Annotated in this window: 19 protein-coding genes; 11 read left to right on the top strand and 8 right to left on the bottom strand. The window is 71.8% G+C overall.

The window, feature by feature from the left end; genetic code table 11:
* Positions 1-263: 263 nt before the first annotated feature.
* The 4 genes from ACFYZR_RS12320 to ACFYZR_RS12305 are packed head-to-tail and all read left to right on the top strand — an operon-like array spanning position 264 to position 6,694.
* Complete coding sequence (locus ACFYZR_RS12320; RefSeq protein ID WP_391908850.1) at positions 264-1,085, top strand: glycosyltransferase family 2 protein; 822 nt, start codon at positions 264-266, stop codon at positions 1,083-1,085.
* Entirely contained in the window at positions 1,082-2,227 is a 1,146-nt protein-coding gene (locus ACFYZR_RS12315) for a glycosyltransferase (RefSeq protein WP_391908847.1), read from the top strand. The genes ACFYZR_RS12320 and ACFYZR_RS12315 overlap by 4 nt, the downstream gene beginning before the upstream one ends.
* On the top strand, positions 2,224-3,066 hold the full coding sequence (locus tag ACFYZR_RS12310; RefSeq protein WP_391908844.1) for a polysaccharide deacetylase family protein: 843 nt from the start codon (positions 2,224-2,226) through the stop codon (positions 3,064-3,066). Before ACFYZR_RS12315 ends, ACFYZR_RS12310 begins: the two co-directional genes overlap by 4 nt.
* Positions 3,059-6,694, top strand: a complete 3,636-nt coding sequence (locus ACFYZR_RS12305) for a lipopolysaccharide biosynthesis protein (protein ID WP_391908841.1) — start codon at positions 3,059-3,061, stop codon at positions 6,692-6,694. Before ACFYZR_RS12310 ends, ACFYZR_RS12305 begins: the two co-directional genes overlap by 8 nt.
* A gap of 22 nt (positions 6,695-6,716) precedes the next feature.
* Here ACFYZR_RS12305 and ACFYZR_RS12300 read toward each other — a convergent pair whose 3' ends face one another.
* The 4 genes from ACFYZR_RS12300 to ACFYZR_RS12285 all read right to left on the bottom strand — a co-directional run bounded on the left by ACFYZR_RS12300 (position 6,717) and on the right by ACFYZR_RS12285 (position 9,746).
* The gene (locus tag ACFYZR_RS12300) at positions 6,717-7,349 is read right to left on the bottom strand and encodes a hypothetical protein (protein ID WP_391908838.1); all 633 of its coding nucleotides are present in this window, start codon (positions 7,347-7,349) and stop codon (positions 6,717-6,719) included.
* A 50-nt stretch (positions 7,350-7,399) separates the two neighbouring features.
* Positions 7,400-8,026 (bottom strand): hypothetical protein, encoded by a 627-nt coding sequence (locus ACFYZR_RS12295; RefSeq protein WP_391908835.1) that lies wholly within the window; start codon positions 8,024-8,026, stop codon positions 7,400-7,402.
* Positions 8,026-8,283, bottom strand: a complete 258-nt coding sequence (locus ACFYZR_RS12290; RefSeq protein ID WP_391908833.1) for a hypothetical protein — start codon at positions 8,281-8,283, stop codon at positions 8,026-8,028. The genes ACFYZR_RS12295 and ACFYZR_RS12290 overlap by 1 nt, the downstream gene beginning before the upstream one ends.
* A 68-nt stretch (positions 8,284-8,351) precedes the next feature.
* The gene (locus ACFYZR_RS12285; protein ID WP_391908830.1) at positions 8,352-9,746 is read right to left on the bottom strand and encodes a xylan 1,4-beta-xylosidase; all 1,395 of its coding nucleotides are present in this window, start codon (positions 9,744-9,746) and stop codon (positions 8,352-8,354) included.
* A gap of 104 nt (positions 9,747-9,850) precedes the next feature.
* Here ACFYZR_RS12285 and ACFYZR_RS12280 point away from each other — a divergent pair, with 104 nt between their 5' ends.
* Complete coding sequence (locus ACFYZR_RS12280; RefSeq protein ID WP_391908828.1) at positions 9,851-10,984, top strand: DUF5925 domain-containing protein; 1,134 nt, start codon at positions 9,851-9,853, stop codon at positions 10,982-10,984.
* A 145-nt stretch (positions 10,985-11,129) separates the two neighbouring features.
* On the opposite strand, the gene ACFYZR_RS12275 is transcribed toward ACFYZR_RS12280, so the two are convergent.
* Positions 11,130-11,531 carry a hypothetical protein gene (locus ACFYZR_RS12275; protein ID WP_391908826.1) on the bottom strand — a complete coding sequence of 134 codons (402 nt, stop codon included), beginning with the start codon at positions 11,529-11,531 and terminating at the stop codon, positions 11,130-11,132.
* 43 nt (positions 11,532-11,574) lie between these two features.
* Positions 11,575-14,877 carry a hypothetical protein gene (locus ACFYZR_RS12270; protein WP_391908823.1) on the bottom strand — a complete coding sequence of 1,101 codons (3,303 nt, stop codon included), beginning with the start codon at positions 14,875-14,877 and terminating at the stop codon, positions 11,575-11,577.
* Positions 14,878-15,318: 441 nt separating this feature from the next.
* On the opposite strand from ACFYZR_RS12270, the gene ACFYZR_RS12265 reads away from it, so the two are divergent.
* From ACFYZR_RS12265 to ACFYZR_RS12240, 6 genes are all read left to right on the top strand, one after another.
* On the top strand, positions 15,319-15,816 hold the full coding sequence (locus ACFYZR_RS12265; protein WP_391908820.1) for a hypothetical protein: 498 nt from the start codon (positions 15,319-15,321) through the stop codon (positions 15,814-15,816).
* A 102-nt stretch (positions 15,817-15,918) separates the two neighbouring features.
* Positions 15,919-17,520: a S1 family peptidase gene (locus ACFYZR_RS12260; RefSeq protein ID WP_391908817.1), complete on the top strand. Its 1,602-nt coding sequence runs from the start codon at positions 15,919-15,921 to the stop codon at positions 17,518-17,520.
* A gap of 92 nt (positions 17,521-17,612) precedes the next feature.
* Complete coding sequence (locus tag ACFYZR_RS12255) at positions 17,613-19,205, top strand: trypsin-like serine protease (protein WP_391908814.1); 1,593 nt, start codon at positions 17,613-17,615, stop codon at positions 19,203-19,205.
* Positions 19,206-19,516: 311 nt separating this feature from the next.
* Positions 19,517-22,897 carry an ALF repeat-containing protein gene (locus ACFYZR_RS12250; protein ID WP_391908811.1) on the top strand — a complete coding sequence of 1,127 codons (3,381 nt, stop codon included), beginning with the start codon at positions 19,517-19,519 and terminating at the stop codon, positions 22,895-22,897.
* 87 nt (positions 22,898-22,984) lie between these two features.
* Complete coding sequence (locus ACFYZR_RS12245; protein ID WP_391908808.1) at positions 22,985-23,380, top strand: hypothetical protein; 396 nt, start codon at positions 22,985-22,987, stop codon at positions 23,378-23,380.
* Positions 23,381-23,514: 134 nt separating this feature from the next.
* Positions 23,515-23,883 carry a hypothetical protein gene (locus ACFYZR_RS12240; RefSeq protein ID WP_391908805.1) on the top strand — a complete coding sequence of 123 codons (369 nt, stop codon included), beginning with the start codon at positions 23,515-23,517 and terminating at the stop codon, positions 23,881-23,883.
* 102 nt (positions 23,884-23,985) lie between these two features.
* Here ACFYZR_RS12240 and ACFYZR_RS12235 read toward each other — a convergent pair whose 3' ends face one another.
* Both ACFYZR_RS12235 and ACFYZR_RS12230 read right to left on the bottom strand, forming a co-directional pair.
* Positions 23,986-24,405 carry a hypothetical protein gene (locus tag ACFYZR_RS12235; RefSeq protein ID WP_391908802.1) on the bottom strand — a complete coding sequence of 140 codons (420 nt, stop codon included), beginning with the start codon at positions 24,403-24,405 and terminating at the stop codon, positions 23,986-23,988.
* 141 nt (positions 24,406-24,546) lie between these two features.
* Positions 24,547-24,921: a GntR family transcriptional regulator gene (locus ACFYZR_RS12230; protein WP_391908799.1), complete on the bottom strand. Its 375-nt coding sequence runs from the start codon at positions 24,919-24,921 to the stop codon at positions 24,547-24,549.
* Positions 24,922-24,979: the final 58 nt, after the last annotated feature.

The following is a 24,979-nucleotide window of genomic DNA, read 5'->3' as shown; positions in this document are numbered from 1 at the left end:
GGCCCATCTTCTCTAAGCGGCTCCGGGGAGGGCTTCGCAGCGTCGCGATGGTGACCGGCGCGGGGGCGCGGCAGGGGGTGCCGCGCTCGGCCGTTCCACCGTGCCGGGTCGCGTGCCGCGCGGCACGGTGTACTTGCCAACTCGCCCTCTCCGTACGGTGCTCGCTGCCGTTCGGAGCCAGGTCGAGTACCCCCTTTTCGAACCGGACACACGATCGGACCGCTGGGGCAGGCGGTCCACCGGACGAGAGGGAAAGAAGACACATGAGTGCGTTCCTTCAGCCGGCGGCCAGCGAAGAGGATCCGGAGACTTCCGGCCGCTACCGGCCGGTGACCTCGCACTTCGCGATAGCGCCACCGGTGAGCGTCGTCATTCCCGCCATGAACGAGGCGGAGAACCTTCCCTATGTCTTCAAGACGCTTCCCGACTGGATCCACGAAGTGGTACTGGTCGACGGCAATTCCACCGACGACACCGTTCGCGTCGCCCGCGATCTGTATCCGGGCGTCAAGGTCGTCGAGCAGCACGGCAAGGGCAAGGGCGACGCCCTGATCACGGGCTTCGCCGCCTGCACGGGCGAGATCATCGTCATGGTCGACGCGGACGGCTCGGCCGACGGCGGGGAGATCGTCAGCTATGTCTCCGCGCTGGTGGGCGGGGCCGATTTCGCCAAGGGTTCCCGTTTCGCCAACGGCGGCGGCACCGACGACATGACGCTGATCCGCAAGCTGGGCAACCGGGTGCTGACGTCCATGGTCAACCACAAGTTCGGCGCCCGGTACACCGACCTGTGCTACGGCTACAACGCGTTCTGGAAGCGCTGCCTGGGCGAGATCGCCCTGGACTGCGCCGGCTTCGAGGTGGAGACCCTGATGAACATCAGAGTGGTCAAGGCCGGCCTGCGGGTCCAGGAGATTCCCAGCCATGAGTTCGTCCGCATACACGGCACCAGCAATCTGCGCGCCGTGCGCGACGGCATCCGTGTGCTGAAGGTGATCCTCCATGAGCGCGGCACCGGCCGGCGGCACCGGCGGCGCCGTCCACTGGCCCTCGCGCCGGCGGCCAACCGCGGGGAAGTGTCTTGAGCGCAGCGCCCGACGGACGGACCGGCGCGCCCACCGTGTCGGTGGTCATCTGTGTCTACACCGAGGACCGCTGGGGCGACATCCTCGCCGCGGTGGCCTCGGTGCGGGACCAGTCCTACCCCGCGCTGGAGACCCTGCTCGTGGTCGACCACAACCCCGCGCTGCTGCGCCGGCTGGCCAAGACCTACGGCGACGACGGCGCGGGGGCACAGACGGGCGCCCAGCGGGTGGGCGTGCTCGCCAACGCCGGCCCGCGCGGGCTGTCGGCGGGCCGCAACACCGGGGTGGCCGCCGCCTCCGGCGAGGTGATCGCCTTCCTCGACGACGACGCGGTGGCCGAGCGGGACTGGCTGCTGCACTTCGCCGAGGGCTACGCCGATCCCCGGGTGATGGCGGTGGGCGGCAGGACCCAGCCCGTCTGGGCCTCCCGCCGCCGCCCCGCGTGGTTTCCGGAGGAGTTCGACTGGGTGGTCGGGTGCAGCTACCGGGGGCTGCCGCCGGGCAGAGTGGCCGTCCGCAACGTCCTCGGCGGCAACGCCTCGTTCCGGAAGTCCGGCCTGGAGGCCGTCGGCGGCTTCGCCAGCGGCATCGGGCGGGACGGCCAGCGGCTGCCGCTGGGCGGGGAGGAGACGGAGCTGTGCATCCGGCTCACCCGGGCGATGCCGGAGGCCGTGCTGCTCATCGACGACCGCTCGGTGATCCACCACCGGGTGCCGCCGGCCCGGGAGCGCTTCGGCTACTTCCGTACCCGGTCGTATGCCGAGGGGCTCTCCAAGGCCCTGGTGGCCCGGAGCGTGGGCACCCGCGAGGGCCTCGCCAGCGAGCGCCGCTACACCACCCGCGTCCTGCCGGCCGGCGTCGCGCGCGGGCTGCGCGACGCGCTGCTGGGCCGGCCGGGCGGCGCGGGACGGGCCGGGGCGATCGTCGCCGGGGTCGCCGCGGCGGCCGGCGGCTACGCCGTGGGCACGCTGCGGGCGCGCGGGGGCGCCTCCAGCTTCGCCGTGGCGAAGCCGGCGGCGCCGCCGGACGGCGGGGTGGCGGCGCCGGGCGGAAGGCGCGCGTCGGATGGCCGAGCGCCGGAGGAGGGCGGAGCCGCGCCGGACGCCGGGGCCGCGCCGGCGTGCGAGGGGGCGGGCGGATGAGTGGCGGCCCGGTGCCGATCCTGATGTACCACGCGGTGGCCCACGCGCCGGCCCGGGCCGCGTACGGGCTGTCGGTGTCCCCCGGGGCATTCGCCGAGCAGATGCGGGTGCTGGCCGACCACGGCTTCACCCCGGTGACCACCGCGCGGCTGGCCGCCGCCTGGCGCGGCGGCGGCCCGCTGCCCCCCAGACCCCTGCTGATCACCTTCGACGACGGCTACGAGGGCGTCCACCGCTACGCCCTCCCCGCCCTGTCCGAACACGGCTTCCCCGCCACCCTGTTCGCCTCGACCGGCTGGCTGCGGGGCGCCCACGAGACCGGCGGCGCCCTGGACCTGATGCTGAGCTGGGACCAGCTCCGGGAGCTGGCGGCGGCGGGCGTGGAGATCGGCGGGCACAGCCACACCCACCCCCAGCTCGACCAGCTGCGCGACGGGCCCCTGTGGTACGAGGTACGGCACTGCCACGACCTGCTCACCGCCGAACTGGGTCACCCACCCGTGTCGTTCGCCTATCCCTACGGCTACTCCAGCCGCCGGGTGCGCGATACCGTGCGCGCGGCCGGGTTCGGGATCTCGCTGGCCGTGGGGAATTCCCTGGCCCGGCGCTCCCAGGGCCCGTACGCCCTGGAGCGGGTGACCGTGCGCCGCTCCACCGGCATCGACGAGTTCGAACGGCTCGTCGAGGGCCGGGGGATCGGCCGGCTGTTCGCCCGGGACCGGGCGCTGACCAAGGGCTACGCCGTGCTCCGCAGAGGCCGTGGCCTCTACGGCGCCGGCCGCCGCCTCACCGCAGAGCGCGCCACCAGGAACAGGAAAGCGACCGAAGCCCGTGTCTGACACGTCCGCCCGGATCGAGGAACGAACCGAGGAACGAGCCGTGGAGCCGACAGCCCGGCGACTGCGGCTGCCCGGGCGGGGCGTCGGCAGTCCGCTGTTCCGCAACGCCTTCGCGCTGATGCTCAACACGGGCATCAGCGCCGTCCTCGGACTGGGCTTCTGGCTGATCGCCGCCCACTACTACACCGAGGACTCGGTCGGCCAGGGCTCGGCGGCCATCGCCGCGATGAAGCTCATCGCCGGGCTGACCGCCGTCACCCTGACCGGGGCCCTGGCCCGTTTCATCCCGGTCGCCGGACGGCGCACGGGCCGGCTCGTCCTCGCCACCTACGCGGGCAGCTCCGTGTTCGTCGCGGTCGCGGCGGGCGTCTTCCTGCTCACCCTCGGCCTGTGGGGGCCGTCCTACCGCTTCCTCCACGGCCCGCTGCCCGGCCTGGGGTTCATCGCCGCCGTCGTGGCCTGGTCGCTCCTCACCCTCCAGGACGGGGTGCTGACCGGGCTGCGCAGCGCGTTCTGGGTGCCGGTGGGCAACACGGTCTTCTCGGCGGTGAAGCTGGCGCTGCTGGTGGCGCTGGCGGTGGCGCTGCCCACCTCCGGGGTGTTCGTCTCCTGGGTGGTCTCCATCGCGGTGTCGGTGGTGCCGCTGGGCTGGCTGGTGTTCCGGCGGCTGGTGCCCGCGCACATCAGGGCGACCGAGGAGAGCGCCCGGCCGGTCTCCGCCCGGGAGATCGGCCGTTTCCTCGCCGGGGACTACACGGGCTCGCTCTTCTCGCTGGCCGTGGTCTATCTGGTGCCGGTGATCGTCGCGGCGCAGATCGACTCCGCCGACAACGCGTACTTCTACATCACCTCCACCATCGGCGGCACGGTCAATCTGCTGGCCATCAACATGGGTGCCTCGCTGACCGTGGAGGGCTCGCACGACCCGGCCCGGCTGGCGGAGAACTGCCGGGCGGCGCTGGGCCGGATGGCCAGGATCATGGTGCCGGTCTGTGTGCTGCTGTTCCTCCTCGCGCCGTACATCCTGCGGGTCTTCGGCCGGGGGTACGCGGACGCGGCCACCCCGCTGCTGCGCTGGTTCGCGGTGGGGGCGGCGCTGCGCGTGGTGATGGAGGTGTACTTCGCGGTGCTGCGGGCCCAGAGCCGTACGGCCGGGCTCGCCTATCTCCAGGGCCTGCTGTGCGTGCTGGTGCTGGGGCTGACGGTGCTGCTGCTCCCCCGGATGGGGCTGACGGGCGCGGGCGTGGCGGAGATCTGCAGCCTCACGGTGATCGTCTCCATCGCGGCGGTGAAGCTGCGCGGCGTCCTCAAGGCCGCGCCGCCGGAGGAGCGGACGGCGGCCGAGCCCCCGGCGCCCGACGGGGATCTGGCCGATCTGGCGCCGCGCGGCGAGCGGCACGACGAGGAGGCCGCGCCGGCCAAGGGGCGCACCGGTACGCGCTGGGCGCTGCGGTCGGCGCTCGACGCCGACACGCTGCCGCTGGGGGTCCGGCTGGACATAGACCATCTGGAGCGCCGGCCCGACGTCCGTCCGGCGGAGGGACTGCCGGTCATGGAGAGGCCCGGGAGCGCCCCGCTGCCGCCCCCGGGCTCCGGTGCCGGGTGGCCGGTCGCCGGTTGGCCGGGCGTCCGGTGGCGTACGCCGGAGGCCGGGATCGCGCTGTTGCTCGTCTGTGCGCTGGCGCTGTACTGGGTGCCGCTCACGGCCGTGGGCCGGGTGGACCTGGACGGCATGGGCGGCTTCGGGCTGGTGTCCGTGCTGCCGGTGGCCACGCTGCTGGGGGCCGGGCTGCTGGTGGTGGCGTTCGCGGGCGCGCTGTGGCTGCCGGAGTGCCGCCGGTGGCTGCTGCTGACGGTGCTGCTGGCGACGGTGGTGTCCCTCCACGCGGTGCCCGCCGTACTGGAGGGTCCCCCGCGGTTCGCCACGGCCTGGCAGCACCTGGGTTTCCTGGACTACATCGGCCGCACCGGCGACGCCGTGCCCGATCTGGACGCCCGCTGGAGCTGGCCGGGTTTCTTCGCCGCGGCCGCGTTCGCCGCCCGCGCCTGCGGGGTGGGCGACCTGACCGAGGTGCTGCGCTGGTGGCCGCTGGCCGTGCAACTGCTGAGCCTGGCCCCGATGCTGCTGCTGACGCGGGTGGTGCGGGCGGGCTGGCGGGCGACGTGGGCGGCGCTGTGGCTGTTCGCCCTGAGCGGCTGGGTGGGCCAGGACTACTTCTCCCCCCAGTCGCTCAACTACCTCTTCTATCTGCTGTTCGTGGCCGTGCTGCTGCTGTGGTTCCGCTGGCCCGGTCAGCTGCGCGGCCGGCTGCTGCCCGGTGAGCGGGAGGTCCTCCCCGTCGGCCGGGGCCCGGCGGCGGTCCTGCTGGGGCTGGTCGTCGCCCTGTTCGCCGCGTCGGTGGCGAGTCACCAGCTCACCCCGTTCGTGATGCTCGGCGTGCTCACCGCGCTGGTGCTGGCCCGCCGGCTCACCCCGACCGGGCTGCCCCTGCTGTGCGGGGTGATGCTGGCGGTGTGGGTGGGGTTCCTGGCGGAGCCGTACTGGTCGGGCCACTTCGACGAGCTCTTCGGCGGGCTGGGCTCCCTGGGCGGCAATCTCTCCTCGTCCGTCTCCGGCCGGATCGAGGGCGGCAGCGCCACCCACAAGATGGTGCTCTACGTAAGGGTCGCGCTGGCGGCCGGGGTGCTGGGGCTCGCCGCGCTCGGCTGGTGGCGGCGGCGCCGGGCGGGCATCGGCGATCTGTCGCTGCTGCTCCTGACCTGTGTGCCGTTCCTCGCCTTCGGGATGCAGTCCTACGGCGGTGAGGTCGCCCTGCGCGTCTTCCTGTTCGCGCTGCCCGGCGCCTGCCTCCTGGCCGCGCTCGCGCTCTTCCCTCGTCCGGCGGCCGCACCCCGCCGGGCGCACCGGGGGGCGCTGGCCGCGCTGCTGGCGGGGCTGGTGCTCGTCCTGGGGTTCCTGGTGGCCCGCTGGGGCAATGAGTCCTTCGAGCGGGTGCGCCCCGGCGAGGTCGCCGCCATGGACTACGTCTACGCCCACGACCGGCCGACCGTACGGCTGCTGTGGACCAGCAGCGACACCGTCAACAACGTCACCCCCGCCCTGCCGTGGGGCGCGCGGGACATGGAGCGCGTCCGCTACGAGCCCACGCTCGCCCCGCGCGACCCCGGCCGGGTGGCCGACCTGGTGGAGGCGTTGCGCAAGGCGGGGCCGGGCTCCCTGCTCGTGGTCAACCGTGGCCAGTCCGACTATCTGGAGCTCAGCGCGGGCTACGCGCCCGACTGGGACTCCCGGGTGCGCCGGGCCCTGGACGGACGGCCGGAGCTGCGACGGGTGTTCGGCAACGACGACGCGGTGCTCTACGAGCTCAGGGACCGTCCGGCGGGCACGGTGCCGGAGCCCGCGCCCGGGCCGGTGGGGCCCCGGGTGACTTGGACGCCGGTCACCGTGGCCGGGGCGCTCGCGGCGGCGGGGCTGCTGGTGCTGCTGACGGTGCGCGAGCTGGTGCGGGTGGCGGCGGGGCCGGGGGTGCGGCAGCTGCGGTGGATTCAGGGCTCCTTCTGGTTCGCGTTGCCTCTGCTGCTGGTGGTGCTGGGGTCCCTGGTGTGGCGGATGGCAGTGTTGTCGTGAGTCGTCCTGTCGGCCTCCCGGGTCAGAAGAGGGAGCGGTAGCACAGGGCGGCCACCGCGTGGAGTCCCGGGCGGGGGCGGCCCGGGCGGTGGTGGGGCAGGACATGGCCGTTCAGCGCGGTCGCACCCGTGTCGGGGTAGCCGACGCGGATGCCGCCGGCGTGGTCCCAGGAGGGGTCGCTCTCCAGCTCGCCGAGCCGCTCCATGGTGCTGCCGATCAGGCCGGGGTGGACGTGGAGGGGGCCTACGTCCCCGAAGGCCGTGGTCAGCAGGGTCAGGTCGCACTGTTCGGTGTCGATGTGGAGGAAGACCTCGTCGTCGTCCTCGTAGTAGCCGTAGGCGGCGAAGGTCGGGACGAGGAGCCGGCCCGTGAGGGCCCGGGCCGCCGGTGTCAGCGCCAGGTGCACCCGGGCGAGCAGCGGGCCGCTCGCGGCGGGTGTGCCCCGGCGGGTGATGCGGCGCGCGGTGACGGGGGTGCGGGGGCCGTGCCGGGGGATCTCGGCGTGCGGCCACCGCTCTCGGCCCTCCCGGGCCATCCCGTCGGCCAGCGCGCGGTCCCACAGTCCGGGGAGGTGGACGAAGCCGTGGTCGGCGAAGGACCGTCGTGCGGCGGGGGTGACGGGGGCGGGCTGCGGAAGGACCGGGGCGTGCGTCACGAGTGCCTCTTCCGTGCGGGAGCCGCTTGTCTGTGTGCCTGGGGCAGGGGCTAGAACGGTGAGCGGTAGTGGAGGGCGGCGACCGCTCCCGGCCGGGCCAGGGGCCGCCCGGGCCGGTGGTGCGGCACGGCCCGGCCCAGCTGGGCCAGTACCCCGCGGCGGGGGTAGCGGACGGCGGTACCGCTCTGGCGGTCCCAGTCCGGGGCGCGTTGGAGGGCGTCGAGCTGTTCCTGGGTGCGCCCGCGCAGCGCGGGGTGGAGGTGGAGGGGGCCGACCTCGCCCAGCACCGTGGTGAGGAGGGCGAGCTCGGAGGCGTCGATGTCGATGTGGAGCCAGATGCCGTCGTCCTGTTCGTAGTAGTTGTACCAGGCGCAGGTGGGCACGAGGAGGCGTCCGGCGAGGGCCCTCGCCAGGGGGACGAGGGCGCGGTGGAGCCGGGCCAGCAGCGGGGCGTCGGCGGCGACCGCCTGCCGGCTGGGCCGCTCCGGCCCCTCGGGGCCCGCACGGCGGCCGCGGGGCAGCAGCCGCCCTGCCTCGTGCGCCAGCGCGGCGGCGCAACCGTCGTCCCAGAGTCCTTCGACGGCCAGGCAGCCGAGTGCGGTGAAGGCCCGCCGTTCGGCGGGGCCCGGTAATCGGGCGGCGATCCGGGTGTCGCCGCTCCGGGGGACGCCGGCCATCACGAGGTGGTGGTGGCGACCGGCCAGGAGGCCTCGGGGGTGTAGTGGGCCATCTCGTTCTCGTCGGTCAGGTTCAGCACCCCGGCGAAGGAGTAGCCGTCGGCGAGGGGGACGTGGGCGGCGTCCCGCAGGTGCTCGCGGATGGTCTCCCTGGCCTCGGGGGCCGCCCTGGCGGTCTCGACGACCTCCCTGGGCAGCACGTAGTAGTTGTCCTCCGCGTCGACGATGACCAGCGCCTGAGCCGTGTTTTCAGGCATGAGGTCTCCCTTTCCGTTCGGTTGACGCCGCTTCAGTGTTGCCGCCCCGCGCGGTGCGGGGCAACGGGTCAGAGCCAGCGGACTTCGTACGGGCCGAAGTCGACGCTCTGGCCGTCGACCTGAGCCGTGATCTTCCGGTCGAGGGTATTGACGGCGAGTACGGTCCTGCCCGCGCCGATCACCTGGACAGCCGGGGCGTCGGCGCCGCCGACGTCGATGCGGCGCAGTCCGGTGCCGGGCGGGAACTCCTCGGCGAAGCGGGTCAGCAGGTCCAGCATGGGCAGCGGCCCGCCGCCGTCCGGGAGTTGGGTGCTGCGCCACAGGCAGCCGGGGCAGTCGGCGCCCTCCTCCTCGGGGTTCCAGTAGAAGGCCGCGGCGGCGTTCGCCTCGGCGATCCGCATCATCGCGGTGGCCTGGACGGCGATGCGGTGGGGCTCGGTCCAGGTCTTGCGGGCGTCGCTCTCGTCGGCGGGCTCGACGTACCACTCGGCCCACCAGACCGGCAGCCCGGTGGTCTTGCGCACCCAGTCGGTGACGTCGGTGAACTTCCGTGTGGCCCGGAACTCGTCGGGAACGGTTCTGCTGCCCGTATGGGTATAGCTGGCGCCGTCGACGACGACGAAGTCCGCTCCCTCCTTGTGCTCGGTCCAGTACTCCAGGGCGTCGACCGCGCGCTGGTCCACCGACCCCCAGTCGCCCCTCACTCTCGAGTCGTAGGAACCGGTGCCGGGGGCCTCGCTGTCCATGACCACGTACGGCCCGCCCACGAGGGCCTTGCTGTTCTGTTTCTTCACCGCCTTGTAGACGAGGTTGTAGAGCTCGGTGTACCCCTCGTAGTCCCAGCGGTTCCTGGAATCGTCGTAGAAGCCCTTGAACTCGTTCCAGACGATGAAGTGGCGTACGTCCGGGTAGCGTTTGGCGATCCTTCCGGCGAGCGCGGCGAAGTCCTTGTAGTGGGCGCGGTCGGGGGCCTTCTCCAGGGACTTCTGGGACCAGTCGGTGCGGTCGCCGCCGCCTTTCATCCAGTCGGGGGCGCAGCACAGGGTGAGGACGGGCGTGGTGCCCGTCTTCCGCATCAGCGCGACGCGCCGGTCGAGGTCGGTGAAGTTGTACGCGCCGGGTCTGGGTTCGGGGTTGTCGACCCCCCAGCCCATGATGTGCTGGTCCTGCGGCAGGGGGGTGCGGGCGAGGGTCTTCCCGGCGGTCGCCGTCGCGGCGTCCTGACCGAGGTCGGCGCTGTACTGGGTGTGGGTGAAACCCCAGCCCACCCAGGCCGCGGAGCCGGCGGGCGCGGCCGGGGGACCGTCCCCGGACCGCCAGGCCTCGACGCTCGCGGTGACCAGGGCGGCCAGGGCGAGGAGCGCGCCCGCGAGCAGTGCGGCGATCCGCCGCCGTCGCGACGGCCCGCCGGACCGCCACCCCCTCGCCCGCCGCCACGCCCGACCTTCACCATGACGTCCCATCACGGAAAGGGTAACGGGGGCGGAATCGGTCTGCGGCGCGTTCGGCGCAGGCGGGTGCGGAACCGGCGAAAACCCGGGTGCGCCGGGGCGATCCGTGCCGGATCATGGTGCGCATGTGTGCCGACCGCAGTGCCGAGCGCCCCCTTTCTCCGGTTTCTCCAGCCGATTCCCCGGCCATCGGGATCCACGTCGACAGCGACTCCCCGGCCGACGTCATGGACGCCCTCTTCCTCGCGCCGTTCGGCCGGGGTGAACAGCCTTACGCGCGCGGGCACTCGGTGGAGCGGATCCGGTCCGGGGCGACGCTGCTGCCGCCCGGGGCCCGGGTGGTGCGCTCCGCGCGGGACGACGACCGCGGCGCGGTCCTCGCCGAGGGCGAGGGCTGGTCGTTGCTGGTGTCGCGCTGGCAGCGGAGCGCCGATGTGACGGTGACGGCCGTCAGCGACGAGCTGGCCCAGGAGGTGCTGCGGCAGGCGGTGGCGGGCGCCGAGGACGATCCCGAGCCCACGCCCGAGCACGTCTCCATGGGCTTCTGGTACCTCTCGCCCCGGCGCGGTCCGCACCGCACGACCCGCTCGATCTCGGCCGGCACGTGGGAGGAGGTCCGCGCCAACTACACGGCCCCGGTGGCCGACGCGATGGACCGTCTGATGAAGGTCACCCCGGACGACGTCGCGGGCCGTCTCCTCCTGCTGCACGGCCCGCCGGGCACCGGCAAGACCTCCGCGCTGCGCACGCTGGCCCGCTCCTGGCGCGACTGGTGCCAGGTGGACTGCGTGCTGGACCCGGAGCGGCTGCTCAACGACGTCGGCTATCTGATGGACATCGCGATCGGCGAGGACGACGGCTCGGAGGGCGGCCGCTGGCGGCTGCTGCTCCTGGAGGACTGCGACGAGCTGATCCGCGGCGAGGCCCGGCACGCGGCGGGCCAGGCGCTGTCGCGGCTGCTGAACCTGACGGACGGTCTGCTGGGGCAGGGCCGGAACGTCCTGGTGGGCGTCACCACCAACGAGGATCTGGAACGGCTGCATCCGGCGGTGGTCCGGCCGGGCCGCTGCCTGGCCCGCATCGAGGTGGGCCCGCTGACGCGGACGGAGTCCGTCCGGTGGCTGGGCCGCGAGGAGGGCGTGGGCCGGCAGGGCGCCACGCTCGCGGAGCTCTTCGCACTGCGGCGCGGGACGGTTCCGGCGTCGGTTCCGGGCCAGCGGGACGGGTCGGACGCGGGGCTGTACCTGTAGGGCCTCGCAGGGCCTTTACGGGTGGGACGCCCGCTGCTGAAGCCCCGTCCCGGTGGTCCGGCGGGCGGCGGTCTCCGCGCGTGGTCGTCCTCGGACACCGGACGGCCGGCATCGGCCCGTCCGGTGTCCGAGGACGACGCATACGTCACGTACTCGCCGTCGTGAGCCAGACTCCGAGCGGCAGGAAGACGAGCACTGCCGCTGTCAGCTGCACCCACGTACCGCGAGAGAGTGAGTTCTCCCGACGCTTCCCATGGATCGCATAGTCACGGCACTTCTCCCGCAGATCGCCCCAGCGCCCTATGAATCCCACAAGAAATGCCAGGACCACGGTGACGTAAACCGGGAGCGCCGTCTCCTGCGACGTGCCCGTATCCGTCAGGCGGGCGGCGGCGGCGATGAAGGCCGCCATGCCCACAGGGCCGAGACACATCCGGATCCGAAGATTGCGATTCGGCATGAGCGGAACGAAGACGACGAGAAATATCACGGTCACGGCGACGGCCATGGCCCACCAGGCGGTCAGGGGAACAGAGGGAGCGTGCACGTCACTTCCTTGGCCTGTGGGGCCCTCTGCGAGGGCCCCACAATCAATTGAAAGGATTCCAGCGGGAGCTGGAGACGATACCGATCAGGTCCGAGGCACCCTCGTAAAGTATGTCCGCGCCCTTCTTCACCCCCGCACCGACCTCGGGGATCCTGCTCACCAACTTGGACTGCCCGCCCAGGATGAGACTCAGGGCGACGCCACCGACACTCGACTTGAACTCGGAGCTCGTCCACCCGTATCCGACCCCGGTGAAGAGGGTGCTGGCGGAGAAGGACAAAAACGATGCGGTGCCGAGAAAGGGGGTAGCCTCCCAGAACGGAGGGATGGCAAGCGTGAAGAGTGCGGCTCCTCCCGTCCAGACACCCGCGGTTTCCAAGTGCTTCGCCCACTTGCACGACAGCTCGTTCCGGCAGGTGGGGTTGTCGTCCTTGAAGCTGGCGAGGTCGACCTGGATGACCTGGTCGCTGTCCGGAGTGTCCCAGAAGTTGCTGAGCCCGTTCTTGACCTTTTCCGCGAGCTCGCCCACGGCCTTGGTCGCGGCCTCGATCATCTCCTGCTGACGCTTCACGAACGCGATCGCCTGGGCTTCGCTCGCGGCGGCGGAGGCGGCGGCTTCGTCCTGCTTTGCCTCGAAGGACGACTGGCGGGCGCTGGCGGCAGACGCGCGGGCGCGCTCCGCGGAATTCACGGCTTGCTGAGCCGACACGGTCGCCTGGTTCGCCGAGTAGTTGGCCTGGCGGCTGGCCTGGCGGGCCGTCGCCGCCGCGGCGGTGGCCTTCTTGGCGGATTCGGCCGCGGAGGCCGCTGAGGCGTCGGCCTCCTTGGCCTTCTTCTGCGCCTCGTCGGAGTAGCCCTTGGCCTCGTTGGCCGAGGCGCGTGCCTTCTCGGCCCACTTGGCGGCCTCCGTGGCCTTGCCACGGGCGTTCAAGGCCACGGAGTACGCCAGCGAGGCGTTCTGGCCGGCAACGGCCGCGTTGCGTGCGGCGGAGGCGATCACGGACTGGACGGAGGCCACGTGGGTGGCGGTGTCCGCGTCGAGCTGGGCCGCCTTGTACTGGCCCCGGGCGACGAACTCGTGCTGCATCCGCGAGGGACCGGACAGCGCGACATCGGCGGCGGCCGCGACAGTGGCCCCGCCCGCGCTCTTGATCCGGAACGTCTCGACCTCGTCGTCCTCCTTGAGGGCCTCCTGGTAGCCGGTCAGCATGAACGTGATCAATGCCTTGACGCTGCCGTCGCTCAGCGCGGCGTCGCCCGCCTTCTTGACCGCCTTGCCCGCGCCGTTCATGAGCTTGAGGACCTGGACGCGGTAGTCGTCGGCCTGGACGGTGTAGATGTCCTCGGTGAGGAACTTCTCGACCCGGGCGGGATCGTCGCTCTCCAGGACCTTCTGCGACGCCTGGGCCAGACCAGTACCGCCCAGTTTCACGGCGTAGAGGACCTTTTCGCGGTCGTCCAGCTGCGTGGCCTTCTTGTAGTCCGCCCGGACCCAGTTGACGACGGAGCTGTCCGTACCGGAAAGTGCGGTCGCGGCGGACCCGCGAGTCCAGGCGCCGGTGCTCTCCAGCAGCTTGACGGCGGCCTTCCGGCCCAGCTCGGCCACGGTCCTGGTGTCGTTCGAGGCGGCGGCCTTCGCCAGCAGTTCCCTGGTCTCGGCGTCGGCGGCGGTCGCCTGCGTGCGCAGGGTCTCGGCCTGGTCGCGGGCTTCCTTGTCGGCGGTCTTGGCGGCTTCCGCCTCCTTCACGGCCCGCTGCTTGTCGGCCGCGAGCCGCGCCGCTTCCGTCTCGCGCGCGAGCTTCTCGACCTTCTGCGCCTGCTCGACCGCGTCGGATGCCGTCTTGGCCGCGTCAATGGCGTTGTTGGCGTGCTCGGTGGCCTTGTTCGCCCAGTCCTGGGCCTTGCCGGCCTCGGCGGCGGCCTTGTCCGCGGCGGCGGCGGCCTTCCTCGCGTGGTCGGCGGCGCTCTTGGCCGCCTTGTGCGCGTCGCGTGCGGCGGAGGCCGACTGGGCGGCGAGCGCCTGGGCGCGGTTGGCCGCCTCGGTCGCGGTGTTCGCCGCGCTGGTGGCGACGGCGGCGGCCTCGCGGGCCCGGCGCGCCTGCTCGGTGGCCACACCCGCGTAGCTGCTGGCCTCGGCCGACGCGATGGCGGCGGCCGCGGCGTTCTGTGCGGCGTGGGCGGCCGCGACACCTGCCTTGCCGGCCTCCTCACTGGCCTCGGCCGCCTGGAGGGCGGCACCGGCGGCGGTCTCGGCGCCATCCGCCGCGTCCCGGGCGGCCTCGGCGGCCCGGCGGGCGTCGCCGGCATCGGCGGCGTTCTTGCCGGCCGCGACGGCGGCGTTGTAGGCGCGAGCGGCGGCCTGGCCTGCTGCCGCCGCGGCGGCAGCGGCGGCCTGCGCGGCTTCGGCGGCCGTACGGGCGGCGGCGAGCGCGGTGTTGGACGCCTGGATCGCGGTCCGCGCGGCGGCGGCCGCGCCCTTGGCGGCCTCCGCCGCGCGGTTGGCGGCCCGCGCGGTGTCCTCAAGGCTGTCCTTGGCCGCGGCGGCTTCCTTGGCGGCGTTCTGCGCGGCCTCCTTGGCCGCGGCCGCGGCCGCGTCGGCCCGCTTGCCGGCTTCCTTGGCCGCGTCGGTCTCGATCTTGGCGCGCTTGCCGGCCTTCAGGGCCACCTGGGCCAGCTGGGAGACGGTCGCACTCTCCTGGTCCCGGCTGCGGGCCAGGTACTGGCCGCGCTCCAGGAACTCCCGGCGGTCGTCGGCCGTGCCCTGCATGGCCCGGTCGCCGAGCTTCTTCACCTCGGGGCCACCGGCCGTGAGGATCTTCAGGACCTGGACGCGGTCGTCCTCCTCCTGGGCGGTGAACCGGCCCTCGGTGAGGAAGCCGTCGAGGGCCTTGGCGGAACCGTCTTCGAGGGCCTTCTGGCCCGCGTCCCGGACCGCCTTCTCGCCATTGTTCATGGCCGCCAGGACCGCGATGTGGCGGTCGTCGTCCAGCGGGTTCTTGTAGCCGTTCTTGACGAACTCGTGGATGTCCGCGTCCGAGCCGCTCAACGCCTTCGACGCGGCGTCCCGTACACCCTGGCCGGAGTAGCCGAGCATCTGTAGGACGGCGAACCGCTCGTCCTCGGCCGTCGCCCGGTCGAGCCCCTTCTGGAGGAACGCGCTGATGTCCGCGTCGGAACCGAGGAGGGCCTTCGCTGCGGCGTCCTTGGTCGTCGGCCCGCCGGCCCGGTAGGCCTCGACCACCTGCGCACGCGCGTCCGCCGGAAGCCCCGGACCTGCGGGTTCGGCCGGCGCGGCCTGGGCCACGGTGGTGCCGAACACCGTCACGGCCAGCGTCAAGGACGTCAAGGCCGCGAGTCTCCTGCCCACCTGCCGTGTGCGCGGCTGATGGGCTATCAGTCGTTTACTGGTCATATCCCCTCAAAAATCACCGGGTTCGGTCATCAACCCGTCACGAAGCAGCAAAGACTGCACCGCGATCAAGATCGTATAGCCCAAACCGGCAGTCTGGTATCTTCTCCGGCGTCTCCCTACAGAGCGGTCGATGCACCCGTAGAGAACCAGCCACGCAGGCTGCCAAATATCGGCGTCAACGCGATTTTCCGGACAACACGCTCAGGTGATATCAATAGCTCGCCGGTCCGAGCGCAGGGGGCGATTGACGCGCCGTCAGGACTGACAGGGTCACCGGGGGGGCAGACCACACCGTCCGGGTTCCTTGCCGGACAGGCAGCACGACCGTGCGTTTTTTCTGTCGTTGTTGCGTATGAGGGGCAAGGAATCAGACCAATGAAGCTGTTCTCCCGGCTGCTGGCCACCGGCGTCGTCGTCGCCGTCACCGCCATGACCGGCTCCACCGCCGCGATGGCCGCCGACTCCGCGCCCACCGGTGTCGAGGACTTCGAGTACCCGCAGGCAGACAAGATCTTCAAGGAGCGGGGCATCAAGCTCAAGCGCGGTGACGGCCACATCATGCTCGTCGCCTGCGACGGCCGGACCGACGTGATCGAGGTGAAGGCGCGCGGCATGCAGGAGAGGGACACGGTCGGCCAGGGCCTGTTCTGCTTCCGCGTCACCGGCAAGTCCGGCTTCCTGAGCCTGGAGCTCCCCTCCGTCTACGGCGCCAACGCCAAGGGTGTCAACAGCTACGCCGTCAAGCTCAACATGGTGACGGCCAACCAGGAGAAGTCCTTCGACCTGGACAAGAACGCGTGGACCGGCGTTGGTGAGACCGTCGACCCGCAGGGCCGCACGTTCGACCTGCTGGAGATCGTCGCCAAGAAGTAGGCGGCCGGGCGGCATCCGCTCCCTCCGGCGACCGGCGGCCCCACGGCATCCGGCCCGCCCTCCCTCACGTTCCGCAGTTCTCACGACACCGAAGGAATCCTCATGTCTGGCAAAGGTCCACGCGCCGCGTGGATAGCAGGTCTCCTCGCCACGTCCGTCGCCACGGGCGTCCTGGCCGGCACGCAGGCGCACGCCGTCGTCGGTGACGAAGCCAAGGACGGTCAGTACCAGTTCACAGCGAAGCTCGACATCGGCGGCAAGCGCGCCTGCACGGGTGCGCTGGTGGAGAGCCAGTGGGTGCTCACCGCCGCGAGCTGCTTCGCCGACGACCCCTCACAGGGCTACCGCATCACCGGCGGCGCCCCGAAGATGAAGACCACCGTCACCGTGGGCCGCACCGACCTTTCGGGCACCGCCGGCGCGACGGTCGGCGCCGTCGAGCTCGTACCGCGCGGCGACCGCGACCTGGTCATGGTCAAGCTCGCCAAGCCGGTGACCGGCGTGACGCCCGCGTCCGTGGCCACCTCCGAGCCCCGCCAGGGCGAGGACCTGCGCACCGTCGGCTACGGCCGTACCAAGGACGAGTGGGCCCCCGACCGGCTGCACTCCGCCGCCTTCGGTGTCTCCGCCGTCTCCGGCACCTCCCTCGATCTCGCGGGCAAGGACTCCGGCACCGCCCTCTGCAAGGGCGACACCGGCTCCCCCGCCTTCCGGGAGAAGGGCGGCAAGGCCGAGATCGTCGCCATCAACTCCACGTTCTGGCAGGCGGGTTGCTGGGGTACCGAGGAGAGCGAGACCCGCAAGGGCGCCACCGGCACCCGCGTCGACGACGTCGCCGACTGGGTCCAGTCCACCGCCGCCAGCACGGTCCTGCCCCGCAAGGACTGGAAGAACGCCGCCTACACCGCGTCCGGCTACTTCACCGGCCCGTCCGGCGGCAAGCGCTACATGGACCTGTTCGTCATCTGGAAGGACGGCTCGGCCAGCCTGTACCAGGGCTCCAACAGCAGCGACCCCAAGGCACCCTTCTCGGCCGAGTACCAGATCGCCGGGGCCGACAGCACCTGGAAGTACGCCCGCGCCATCACCGGCGGCGACTTCGCGGGCGACGGCCGCGACGGGCTCTTCGTCGTCTGGAAGGACGGCGAGGTGACCGAGTACGCCCACCTCGACGAGAAGGGCGCCCACGGCGAGACGAAGCTGCAGAAGGGCGAGAAGGACAACCCCAACCCCTTCTGGAAGAACGCCCGCATGGTGACGGCCGGAAAGTTCACCGGCAACGGCCAGCGCGACGACGTCCTCGTGCTGTGGGCGAACGGCTCCACTTCCATGCAGACGGACATCCACACCAAGGGCCTGAACGGGCACGTCCAGCTCACCGAGGCCAGCAAGTCCTGGGACGGCGCCCTGCAGATCAGCGCGGGCGACTTCACGGGCAAGTCGACCTCCGACATGATCGTCCAGTGGGAGAGCGGCGAGACCAGGATCTACCAGGGCGTCGACACCAAGGGCTTCCACGGCTACACCAAGATCCGTGAGGCCGGCTCCCCCTGGAAGAACATGCAGACCATGGTCGCCGGCTCGTTCGCCAACAACAGCAACAAGGTGAACGACATCCTGATCAGCTGGAACAACGGCAACCTGGGCATCTTCCCCGCCGTCGACGCGGACGGCACCCACGGCGGCATCGAGCTCGTCAGCTGACCCTTCCCCACTCCGTGGGACACGGGAGCCCGGCCGGATCCGCCGGCCGGGCTCCTTCGGCTTTTACGGCCCTGATTTTCTTGAGGAGACATATGTTGGGCAGACGCGTGCGCGCGAGGTGGGCAGCGGGGCTGCTCGGAGTCGCGATCTCAGGTGGCGGGCTGGCCGCAACGCCGGCGAGCGCCGAAGAGGCGAAAGACAGCGAATCCCAGTACAGCTACATGGCGAAGCTGGACATCGGAGGTCAGCGCAGCTGCACCGGCACGCGGGTGGACTTTTGGCATGTGCTCACCGCCGCGAGTTGCTTCGCCGACGATCCTGCCAAGGGGTTTCACATCCCCGCCGGCCCGCCGAAGTTGAAGACCACTGTCATCCTTGGCGGACTCGGTGGAGCCGATCTCTCGGAGAAGCCCGCGCGCGTCGAGGCCATCAACCTTGTTCCCCGTAACGACCGGGACGTCGTGATGGTCGAGCTCGCGCGGAACGAGGGCTACCTCTCTCCCGGTACTGTCCCGGCGAAATCGGACGTCACCCTCGCCAGATTCGGACATGCCCAGGACGGGGAGAAGCCCCACCGCCTGCAGACCTTTCCCGTTCGCCTCGGCCAGGTGAAGGACACCACGGTCGACCTCATAGGACGCAAGCCGACCGATACCGCGGTGTGCGAGGGAGATACCGGAGCCCCGGTGCACAAGCAAACCTCCGAGGGTCTCGAACTCGTCGCGATCAATGGCCCGTCATGGCAGGGTGGCTGCCAGAACGTTCCGGCCACTCGCGTGGACGACATCCAGGACTGGATCGCGAACGCGGGTAGCAACTTCGTGCTGTCCGAACGTTCGTGGGACGACGCGCGCCTTCTCACGCCCGGCTACTTCATGGGCCAGCCGGGTCGGAGCCGTATGGACCTGTTCGTGATCTGGAAGGACGGCTCGGCCAGCCTGTTCCAGGGCAACGGCAACTCGGACACCGGAGCGCCCTTCGCGGCCGAGCACAAGCTTGCCGGCTCCGGAAGCCGCTGGAAGGACGCTCGTGCCATCACCGGCGGCCGGTTCACGGACCAAGGGGGCGCGTACGGTACGGACGGGCTCGTGGTGCGCTGGGCCGACGGCGGGGTCACCGAGTACACCTACCTGGACCAGTTCGGCACACACGACGAGAAGACGCTGCGCGCGGGCGGCGGGGACAACCCCTTCTGGAAGAACGCCCGGCTGATCACGACCGGCCGGTTCACGGAGAACGGCCTCCGGGACGACCTGCTGGTCGTATGGGAGAACGGCTCCACGTCGATGTACACCGACATCCATTCCAAGGGACTGAGCGGCTGGAAACAGCTCTCGAAGGCGGACAAGACGTGGACCGACGCCACACAGATCGGCACTGGGGCTTGGGGGCATTCCTGGGAGGTCGACAGGGTGCTCGTCCAGTTCAGCAATGGCCAGACAACGATGTACCCGCTTCCCGACGGTGACAAGGGTTGGGAGTTCCCCAACAACATCCGGGAGGCGGGTTCGGCGTGGAAGAACGTCCGGCTGATGACCACCGGGGTCTTCGCCGATGCCCAGTACCGCGACCCCACCGACGCCCTGATCATCTGGAACAACGGCAATGTGGGCCTGTGGCCGCGTATAGACCGCGAAGGCACGCACGGTGGCATCGAGCTCGTCGTCAACGGGTCACCGAGGTAAGGGCGGCTTATTCCGGAATTGGATCCTCCGATTCCGGTACTGCCCAATGCAATCACCGAACTCCCGTAAATAAACCATAAAAGATCGCACACGCGAGCCGGGCGCCCGGCCGGGAACCCCGGACCGCGCACCCGGCTCGCCGCGGCTCCACGACTGGCCCGACGGCGCTCGGGGCCTTCTCGCACGAGCACCGAAGGCCCCGCCCCGCAAGATCCGGAATCAAGATTCCGCCCATACGATCACGCCGATGTGGCGGCATCTGCTGCTTCATGACGGGTTGTTGACTAAACCCGGCGGAATTTTGAGGGGATATGACCAGCAAGAGACCGATAGCACGTCAGCCGCTCACGCGGCAGGGGCGTACAAGACTTCTCGCCCTCACCTCCCTGACGCTGGCCGCGACGGTGTTCGGCACCACCGTGGCCCAGGCCGTTCCGGCCGACGCGGACGGCCCCGCGCTGCCGGCGGACGCGCGGGCGCAGGTGGTCGACGCGTATCGCCTGGGGGGCATCGCGACCAAGGACGCCGCGACGAAGGCCCTGCTCGGTTCGGAGACGGACCTTCGCTCCTTTCTCCAGAAGGGGCTCGACCGGGCGACGGCCGAGGACGAGCGGTTCGCCGTCCTGAAGATGCTCAGCTCCTCCGGCAAGGGCGTGCGCGACGCCGCGTCCAAGGCGCTGAGCGGCAGTGACGCGGACATCCACGAGTTCGTCAAGAACGGCTACAAGAACCCGCTGGACGACGACCGCCGCGTCGCCGTGCTGACGGCGATGAACAACGGCGAGAAGGCCGTCCGCGACGCGGGCCAGAAGGCCCTCGACAGCGGTTCCGCCGACGCGCTGGACGCCTTCCTCAGCAAGGGTCGCTTCACGGCCCAGGAGGAGGACGACCGGGTCCAGGTCCTGAAGATCATGCAGGCCGGCGGCCCCGAGGTGAAGAAGCTCGGCGACCGGGCCATGCAGGGCACGGCCGACGACCGCCGGGAGTTCCTGGAGCGCGGGCAGTACCTGGCCCGCAGCCGGGACCAGGAGAGCGCGACGGTCGGCGCGCTGGCGCAGGTCGCCGAGCAGGCCGGCAAGCGGGCCAAGGCCGAGACCGACGCGGCCAAGGAGGCCGGCGCACGGGCCGAGGAGGCCGCGGCGAAGGCCAAGGAGGCCGCGCTCAAGGCCGCCAAGGAGGCAGCCGCCGCCAAGGACAGCCTCGAGGACGCCGGGAACGCCGCCAACCGCGCCGCCCAGGCCGCCGAGGGCGCCGCCGCCGCGGCACGGACCGCCATCCAGGCGTCCAACACCGCCGTCTCCGCCGCCCGTACGGCCGCGAGCGCCGCCCAGGCCGCCGCCTCCGCCGCCGCTGCCGCCGGCCAGGCCGCCTCGCGCGCCTACAACGCCGCCGCCGCTGCCGCCGGGAACGCCTCCGAGGCCGGGAACGCCCGCCGGGCCGCCGAGGCCGCCCGTGACGCGGCGAAGGGGGCGCGTACCGCCGCCGAGGCCGCCGTCCACGCGGCCGACGCCAGCGCCGCCGCCGGCAGCGCCGGTGCCGCCGCCGCGCGTGCCGCGCAGAACTCCGCCGCCGCTGCCGCCGCCTCCGCGGACGCCGCCGCCTCCGCCGGTGTGGCGCAGGCGCAGGCCCGCCGGGCGCGCGAGGCCGCCAACGTCGCCCAGGGCGCGGCCGACACGGCCACCGCGGCCGCCGGTCGCGCCCAGTCGCTCGCCTCGCAGGCCGCCTCCGCCGCGCGCGAGGCGCACCAGGCCGCCAATGACGCCGCCGACCACGCGGAGAAGGCCGCCGCCGCTGCCGACAAGGCGGCCGACGAAGCCGGCCAGGCGCAGGACTGGGCCAACAAGGCGACCGAGCACGCCAACAACGCCATCGATGCCGCCAAGGTGGCGTCCAACGCGGTCGAGCAGGCGCAGAAGACCGAGAAGCTCGCCCGCGACAGCGAGAAGGCGGAGCTCGACGCCAACACCCAGCTCGGCATCGAAGAGGCCAAGACGGCCGCGAAGGCCGACCAGGACGGCACGGACTTCATCAAGCAGCTGCAGAACCAGTCGGCCCAGATGGACGACGACACCAAGCAGCTCGTGACGAAGGCCGCCGCCTCCGGCATCGACACCAAGTCCGCGGCCGACCTCGGCCGCAAGGCCGCCGTCAACCTGCTGGACAACACCGGGGCCTGGACGCGCTCCGCGGCCGAGACCGCGCTGTCCGGCACCGACGAGGCCGTCGTCGCCTGGGCGAAGACGGACTTCAAGCAGGCCCAGCGCCAGGACGACCGGGAGAAGGTGTTCGCCCTCGCCAAGGTCGGCGGCCCGGCTCTCGCCGACGCGGCCGCCAAGTCGCTCCAGAGCGACGACCCGGACGCGGCGGAGAAGTTCCTCACCAAGGGTGCCTACGACGTCCAGGTCGAGGACTACCGCGTCCAGACCCTCAAGCTCATGAACGGCGCCGGCAAGGCCGTCAAGGACGCCGGCAACGCCGCTCTGAGCGACGGCGGCGTCAAGGCCCTGTACGCCTTCCTGAGCAGCGGCTACCGTCAGGCCCAGATGGAGGACGACCGGGTCGAGACGCTCCGCGTCATGAACACCGGCGCCGCCAACGTGCAGGCCGCCGCGCAGGTCGCGATGGCCGGTTCCGCCTGGATGCAGCACGACTTCGTCACGCGCGTCCAGTACCGGGCCGCCCAGAAGGACCAGGACACCGCCACGCACGTCGCGTCCGTCCAGGCCCTGATCGCCAAGGCCGCGAGCGCCGCCGCCGACGCCAACGAGAACGCCTACACGGCGTCCAAGGTGGCCGCCAACGCCCGGAACAAGGCCAATGAGGCCGCCGACTGGGCCGAGAAGGCGAAGAAGTCGGCCACCGAGGCCAACGACTACGCCGACAAGGCCCGCGACAAGGCCAAGGAGGCCGACAACTCGGCCGCCGCCGCTGCCGCGTCGGCGGAGAAGGCCAAGAACGCCGCCGCGACGGCCCGCCAGGCCAGCCGCCAGGCCAACTACTCGGCCAGCCAGGCGGAGAACTCCGCCGCCGCGGCCGTGGACTCGGCCGACAGCGCCAAGGCTTCGGCGGCCAGTGCCGCCGCGTCGGCCACCCAGGCCGGCCGCGACCGCGACGCCGCCGCCAAGGCGTCGTCCGAGGCGCAGAGCGTCGTCATCGAGAAGCGCCGGCAGGAGGCGGCCGCCGAGGCCGCCCGTGCGGCGGAGCAGGCCCGGGAGAACGCGAAGAAGAACGTCGACCCGTCCAACGACCCCAAGTACGACCAGCACGGCTCGTCCACCGCGCCGACCAGCGACGGCAAGAACGCCGGCGACAAGGGCGACGACGGCAAGGGCTGGGCGCGCAGCGGGGCGAAGTGGCTGAACCGCGCGAGCACGGTCATCGGGACGGCGGCCGCGATCTCGGCCTTCATCCCGGGTGCCGACGTCGTCGTCACCCCCGTGCTCGGCGCGGCGTCGATGATCGCCGGTGGCATCAGCGCCGGGCTGTCCTGGTACGCGGACGGCTTCGGCAACTCGAACATGATCAGCGCCGTCACCGGTATGGCACTGGGCGGCGTCGGCAACCTCGCCAGCAATGCCATCAAGTTCGGCGTCCCGGTCATCAAGGGCATCACCCAGCTCTCGAAGGTGGAGCGCGGAGTGCACGCCGTACAGCAGGCGATCTCCCCGGTCGTCGGCTGGTTCACTTGGTAGCCTGACCGGCCTCCGGCGGAACGATCCGACCGAAGAGAACGACTGTGGGGCCCGGCTCGCCGGGCCCCACAGAGTCAAGGAAGAGTCATGCCCCAGCCTCCCGTCATACCCCTGACCGCCTGGTGGGCCGTCGCCGTCGCGGCGACGTTCGCGTTCCTGGCCTTCTTCGTCCCGCTCATGCCGAACCGGCGGTACCGGATCCGGATCTCCCTCGCCCCGTTCGCGGCGGTCCTGCTCGTGGCGGTGAGCGCTCTGGTGAAGCACCACGGCGCCGAGGTCTCCCTGCCGCTTTACACCGCGGCCCTCGTCGGCTTTCCGCTCGGCTTCCTGGGACGCCGCGCGGAGCTGAGGGAGAAGGCCCGGTACGCGGCGGAGCACGGCAGCAGCCCGGACAACGCCCTGTCCAAGGGCGCCCAGCTCCAGGCCGTCACCGTGATCATCGTGGTGGCCCTGATCGGCTCCTGGCTCTCGATGGTGGACTAGCTCGATGACGGACTAGGCAGTCACGGTGAATACGGTGGTCGGAGAGGGTGACCGCGTGCCCCTCAGGCTTGGCCCGCACCGGCGCTCCCGGTAGCAAGGGGGATTGACCAACCTCCGAGGGTCAGGACCACACAGTGAAGAGCATCAGTCCCATCAGGACGGCGACCGCGGGCCTGTGCGGCCTGCTTCTGGTCGGGGGCGGGGCATCGCCCGCCATGGCCTGGGGCGGCGACGGACCGTTCAGCGCCGGCGGCGACACGTTCGTCCGCTTCCACGCCGGATTCTCCTGCGAGGGCCGCGCCCGGGCCTGTGTCAACGGCCCCGTCAACAGCGGCAACAGCAGCAACTCGCAGAACGTCCGGATCAACGGGAACCCCAGCGACAGCGGCAGCCCCGTGGACAACAGCGGTTCCACGAACTCCGGCTCCTCCGGTACGGGTGCCGCGGCGGGCAGCTCCAACCACCAGAGGCAGCTCGGCAAGGGCGGTGAGCTCCACCTCTGAGCCGGCGGCGGCAGCGCCCGCGAAACGCCTCAGGCCCCGGGAGACCGGGGCCTGAGGCGATTTCCGGGGCGGGCCGGACGGCGGGGTCCGGACCGGATCCGCCTAGGGGAAGATGACCGGGTGGGTCGTGGAGATGTCGTGCGGGCTGTTCTGCTGCGCCCCCTTGACGTCGTTGAGGCTGTTGGTGGAGCCGGCGGCGGTCTCGATGTTCCCGCTGTCCACGGGGTTCCCGTGGTTGATGAAGTTGTTGCTGTTCTCGCTGTTCCCGCTCTGGACCGGACCGTTGACGCAAGGGTGCGGCGAGCGGGACACCGGCGACTTGTAGTGGAAGTCGGCCAGCCGGTTGTTGCAGACCACACCGGACACCGTCTCGGCGAGGGTGCCGACGTCGGCGCCCGCCACCGCGGCCAGCAGGGAGCCCGGATTGGTCTGCGTCTGCGCCTCCGCGCTGCCGGCCCCGGTGCCGGACAGCACCAGACCGCAGGTCCCGGCGAGGGTCACCACCCGCACGAGTCTTCTCACGACGCTCCTTGCCTGGTCCGTCCGTTGTTCCCGGACGTATCGTGCTGCGGTTGTCCCTCATGGTCCCGGCGAACCACAGAAGGCCGGGGGCTCGCGGGCCATATTCAGCCGGATGGCCCACAGTCCCGGGGCGCGGCCCCGTCAGTCGCCGTACACCGCCCGGAGCGCTTCGCCCGCCGCCGCCAGCGCCGCGTCGTGGTCCAGCCCCAGCCGGTGGGCCCGCTGGGCGAAGGCGACCGCCGCCGCGGCCGCCTCGCGGGCGGCGGTGTCCCCGGGGGCGGCGATGAACGTGCCGTTCCGCCCCCGGGTCTCGATGACCCCGTCCGCCTCCAGCGCGCGGTACGCCTTGGCGACCGTGTTCGCGGCCAGGCCCAGCTCCTCGGCGAAGCCGCGGACGGTCGGCAGCTTGTAGCCGACCGGGAGCTCCCCCGCGCGGGCGCGCTCGGCGATGCCGGCCCGGATCTGCTCGTACGGGGGTTCGGCGGCGTCCTGGTCGACGGTCAGCTGCAAGGCCACGGTGGGACTCCTGGTGAGAACTACGGTGGGTCCATTGTGCGTCAGGCGGGCCCGCCGT

Origin of the sequence: Streptomyces sp. NPDC001678 (genome assembly GCF_042892945.1) — a bacterium.
Taxonomy (GTDB): Bacteria; Actinomycetota; Actinomycetes; order Streptomycetales; family Streptomycetaceae; genus Streptomyces.
Note: the sequence above shows the minus strand (reverse complement) of the source record. Positions and strands in the feature narration are given on the sequence as shown.

Bases quoted from the DNA above. Each gene is read 5' to 3' on its own strand.
- ACFYZR_RS12320 (WP_391908850.1), top strand. From the start codon at position 264: ATGAGTGCGTTCCTTCAGCCGGCGGCCAGCGAAGAGGATCCGGAGACT.
- ACFYZR_RS12310 (WP_391908844.1), top strand. From the start codon at position 2,224: ATGAGTGGCGGCCCGGTGCCGATCCTGATGTACCACGCGGTGGCCCAC.
- ACFYZR_RS12295 (WP_391908835.1), bottom strand. From the start codon at position 8,026: ATGGCCGGCGTCCCCCGGAGCGGCGACACCCGGATCGCCGCCCGATTA.
- ACFYZR_RS12290 (WP_391908833.1), bottom strand. From the start codon at position 8,283: ATGCCTGAAAACACGGCTCAGGCGCTGGTCATCGTCGACGCGGAGGAC.
- ACFYZR_RS12285 (WP_391908830.1), bottom strand. From the start codon at position 9,746: ATGGGACGTCATGGTGAAGGTCGGGCGTGGCGGCGGGCGAGGGGGTGG.
- ACFYZR_RS12280 (WP_391908828.1), top strand. From the start codon at position 9,851: ATGGTGCGCATGTGTGCCGACCGCAGTGCCGAGCGCCCCCTTTCTCCG.
- ACFYZR_RS12265 (WP_391908820.1), top strand. From the start codon at position 15,319: ATGAAGCTGTTCTCCCGGCTGCTGGCCACCGGCGTCGTCGTCGCCGTC.
- ACFYZR_RS12260 (WP_391908817.1), top strand. From the start codon at position 15,919: ATGTCTGGCAAAGGTCCACGCGCCGCGTGGATAGCAGGTCTCCTCGCC.
- ACFYZR_RS12255 (WP_391908814.1), top strand. From the start codon at position 17,613: ATGTTGGGCAGACGCGTGCGCGCGAGGTGGGCAGCGGGGCTGCTCGGA.
- ACFYZR_RS12250 (WP_391908811.1), top strand. From the start codon at position 19,517: ATGACCAGCAAGAGACCGATAGCACGTCAGCCGCTCACGCGGCAGGGG.
- ACFYZR_RS12245 (WP_391908808.1), top strand. From the start codon at position 22,985: ATGCCCCAGCCTCCCGTCATACCCCTGACCGCCTGGTGGGCCGTCGCC.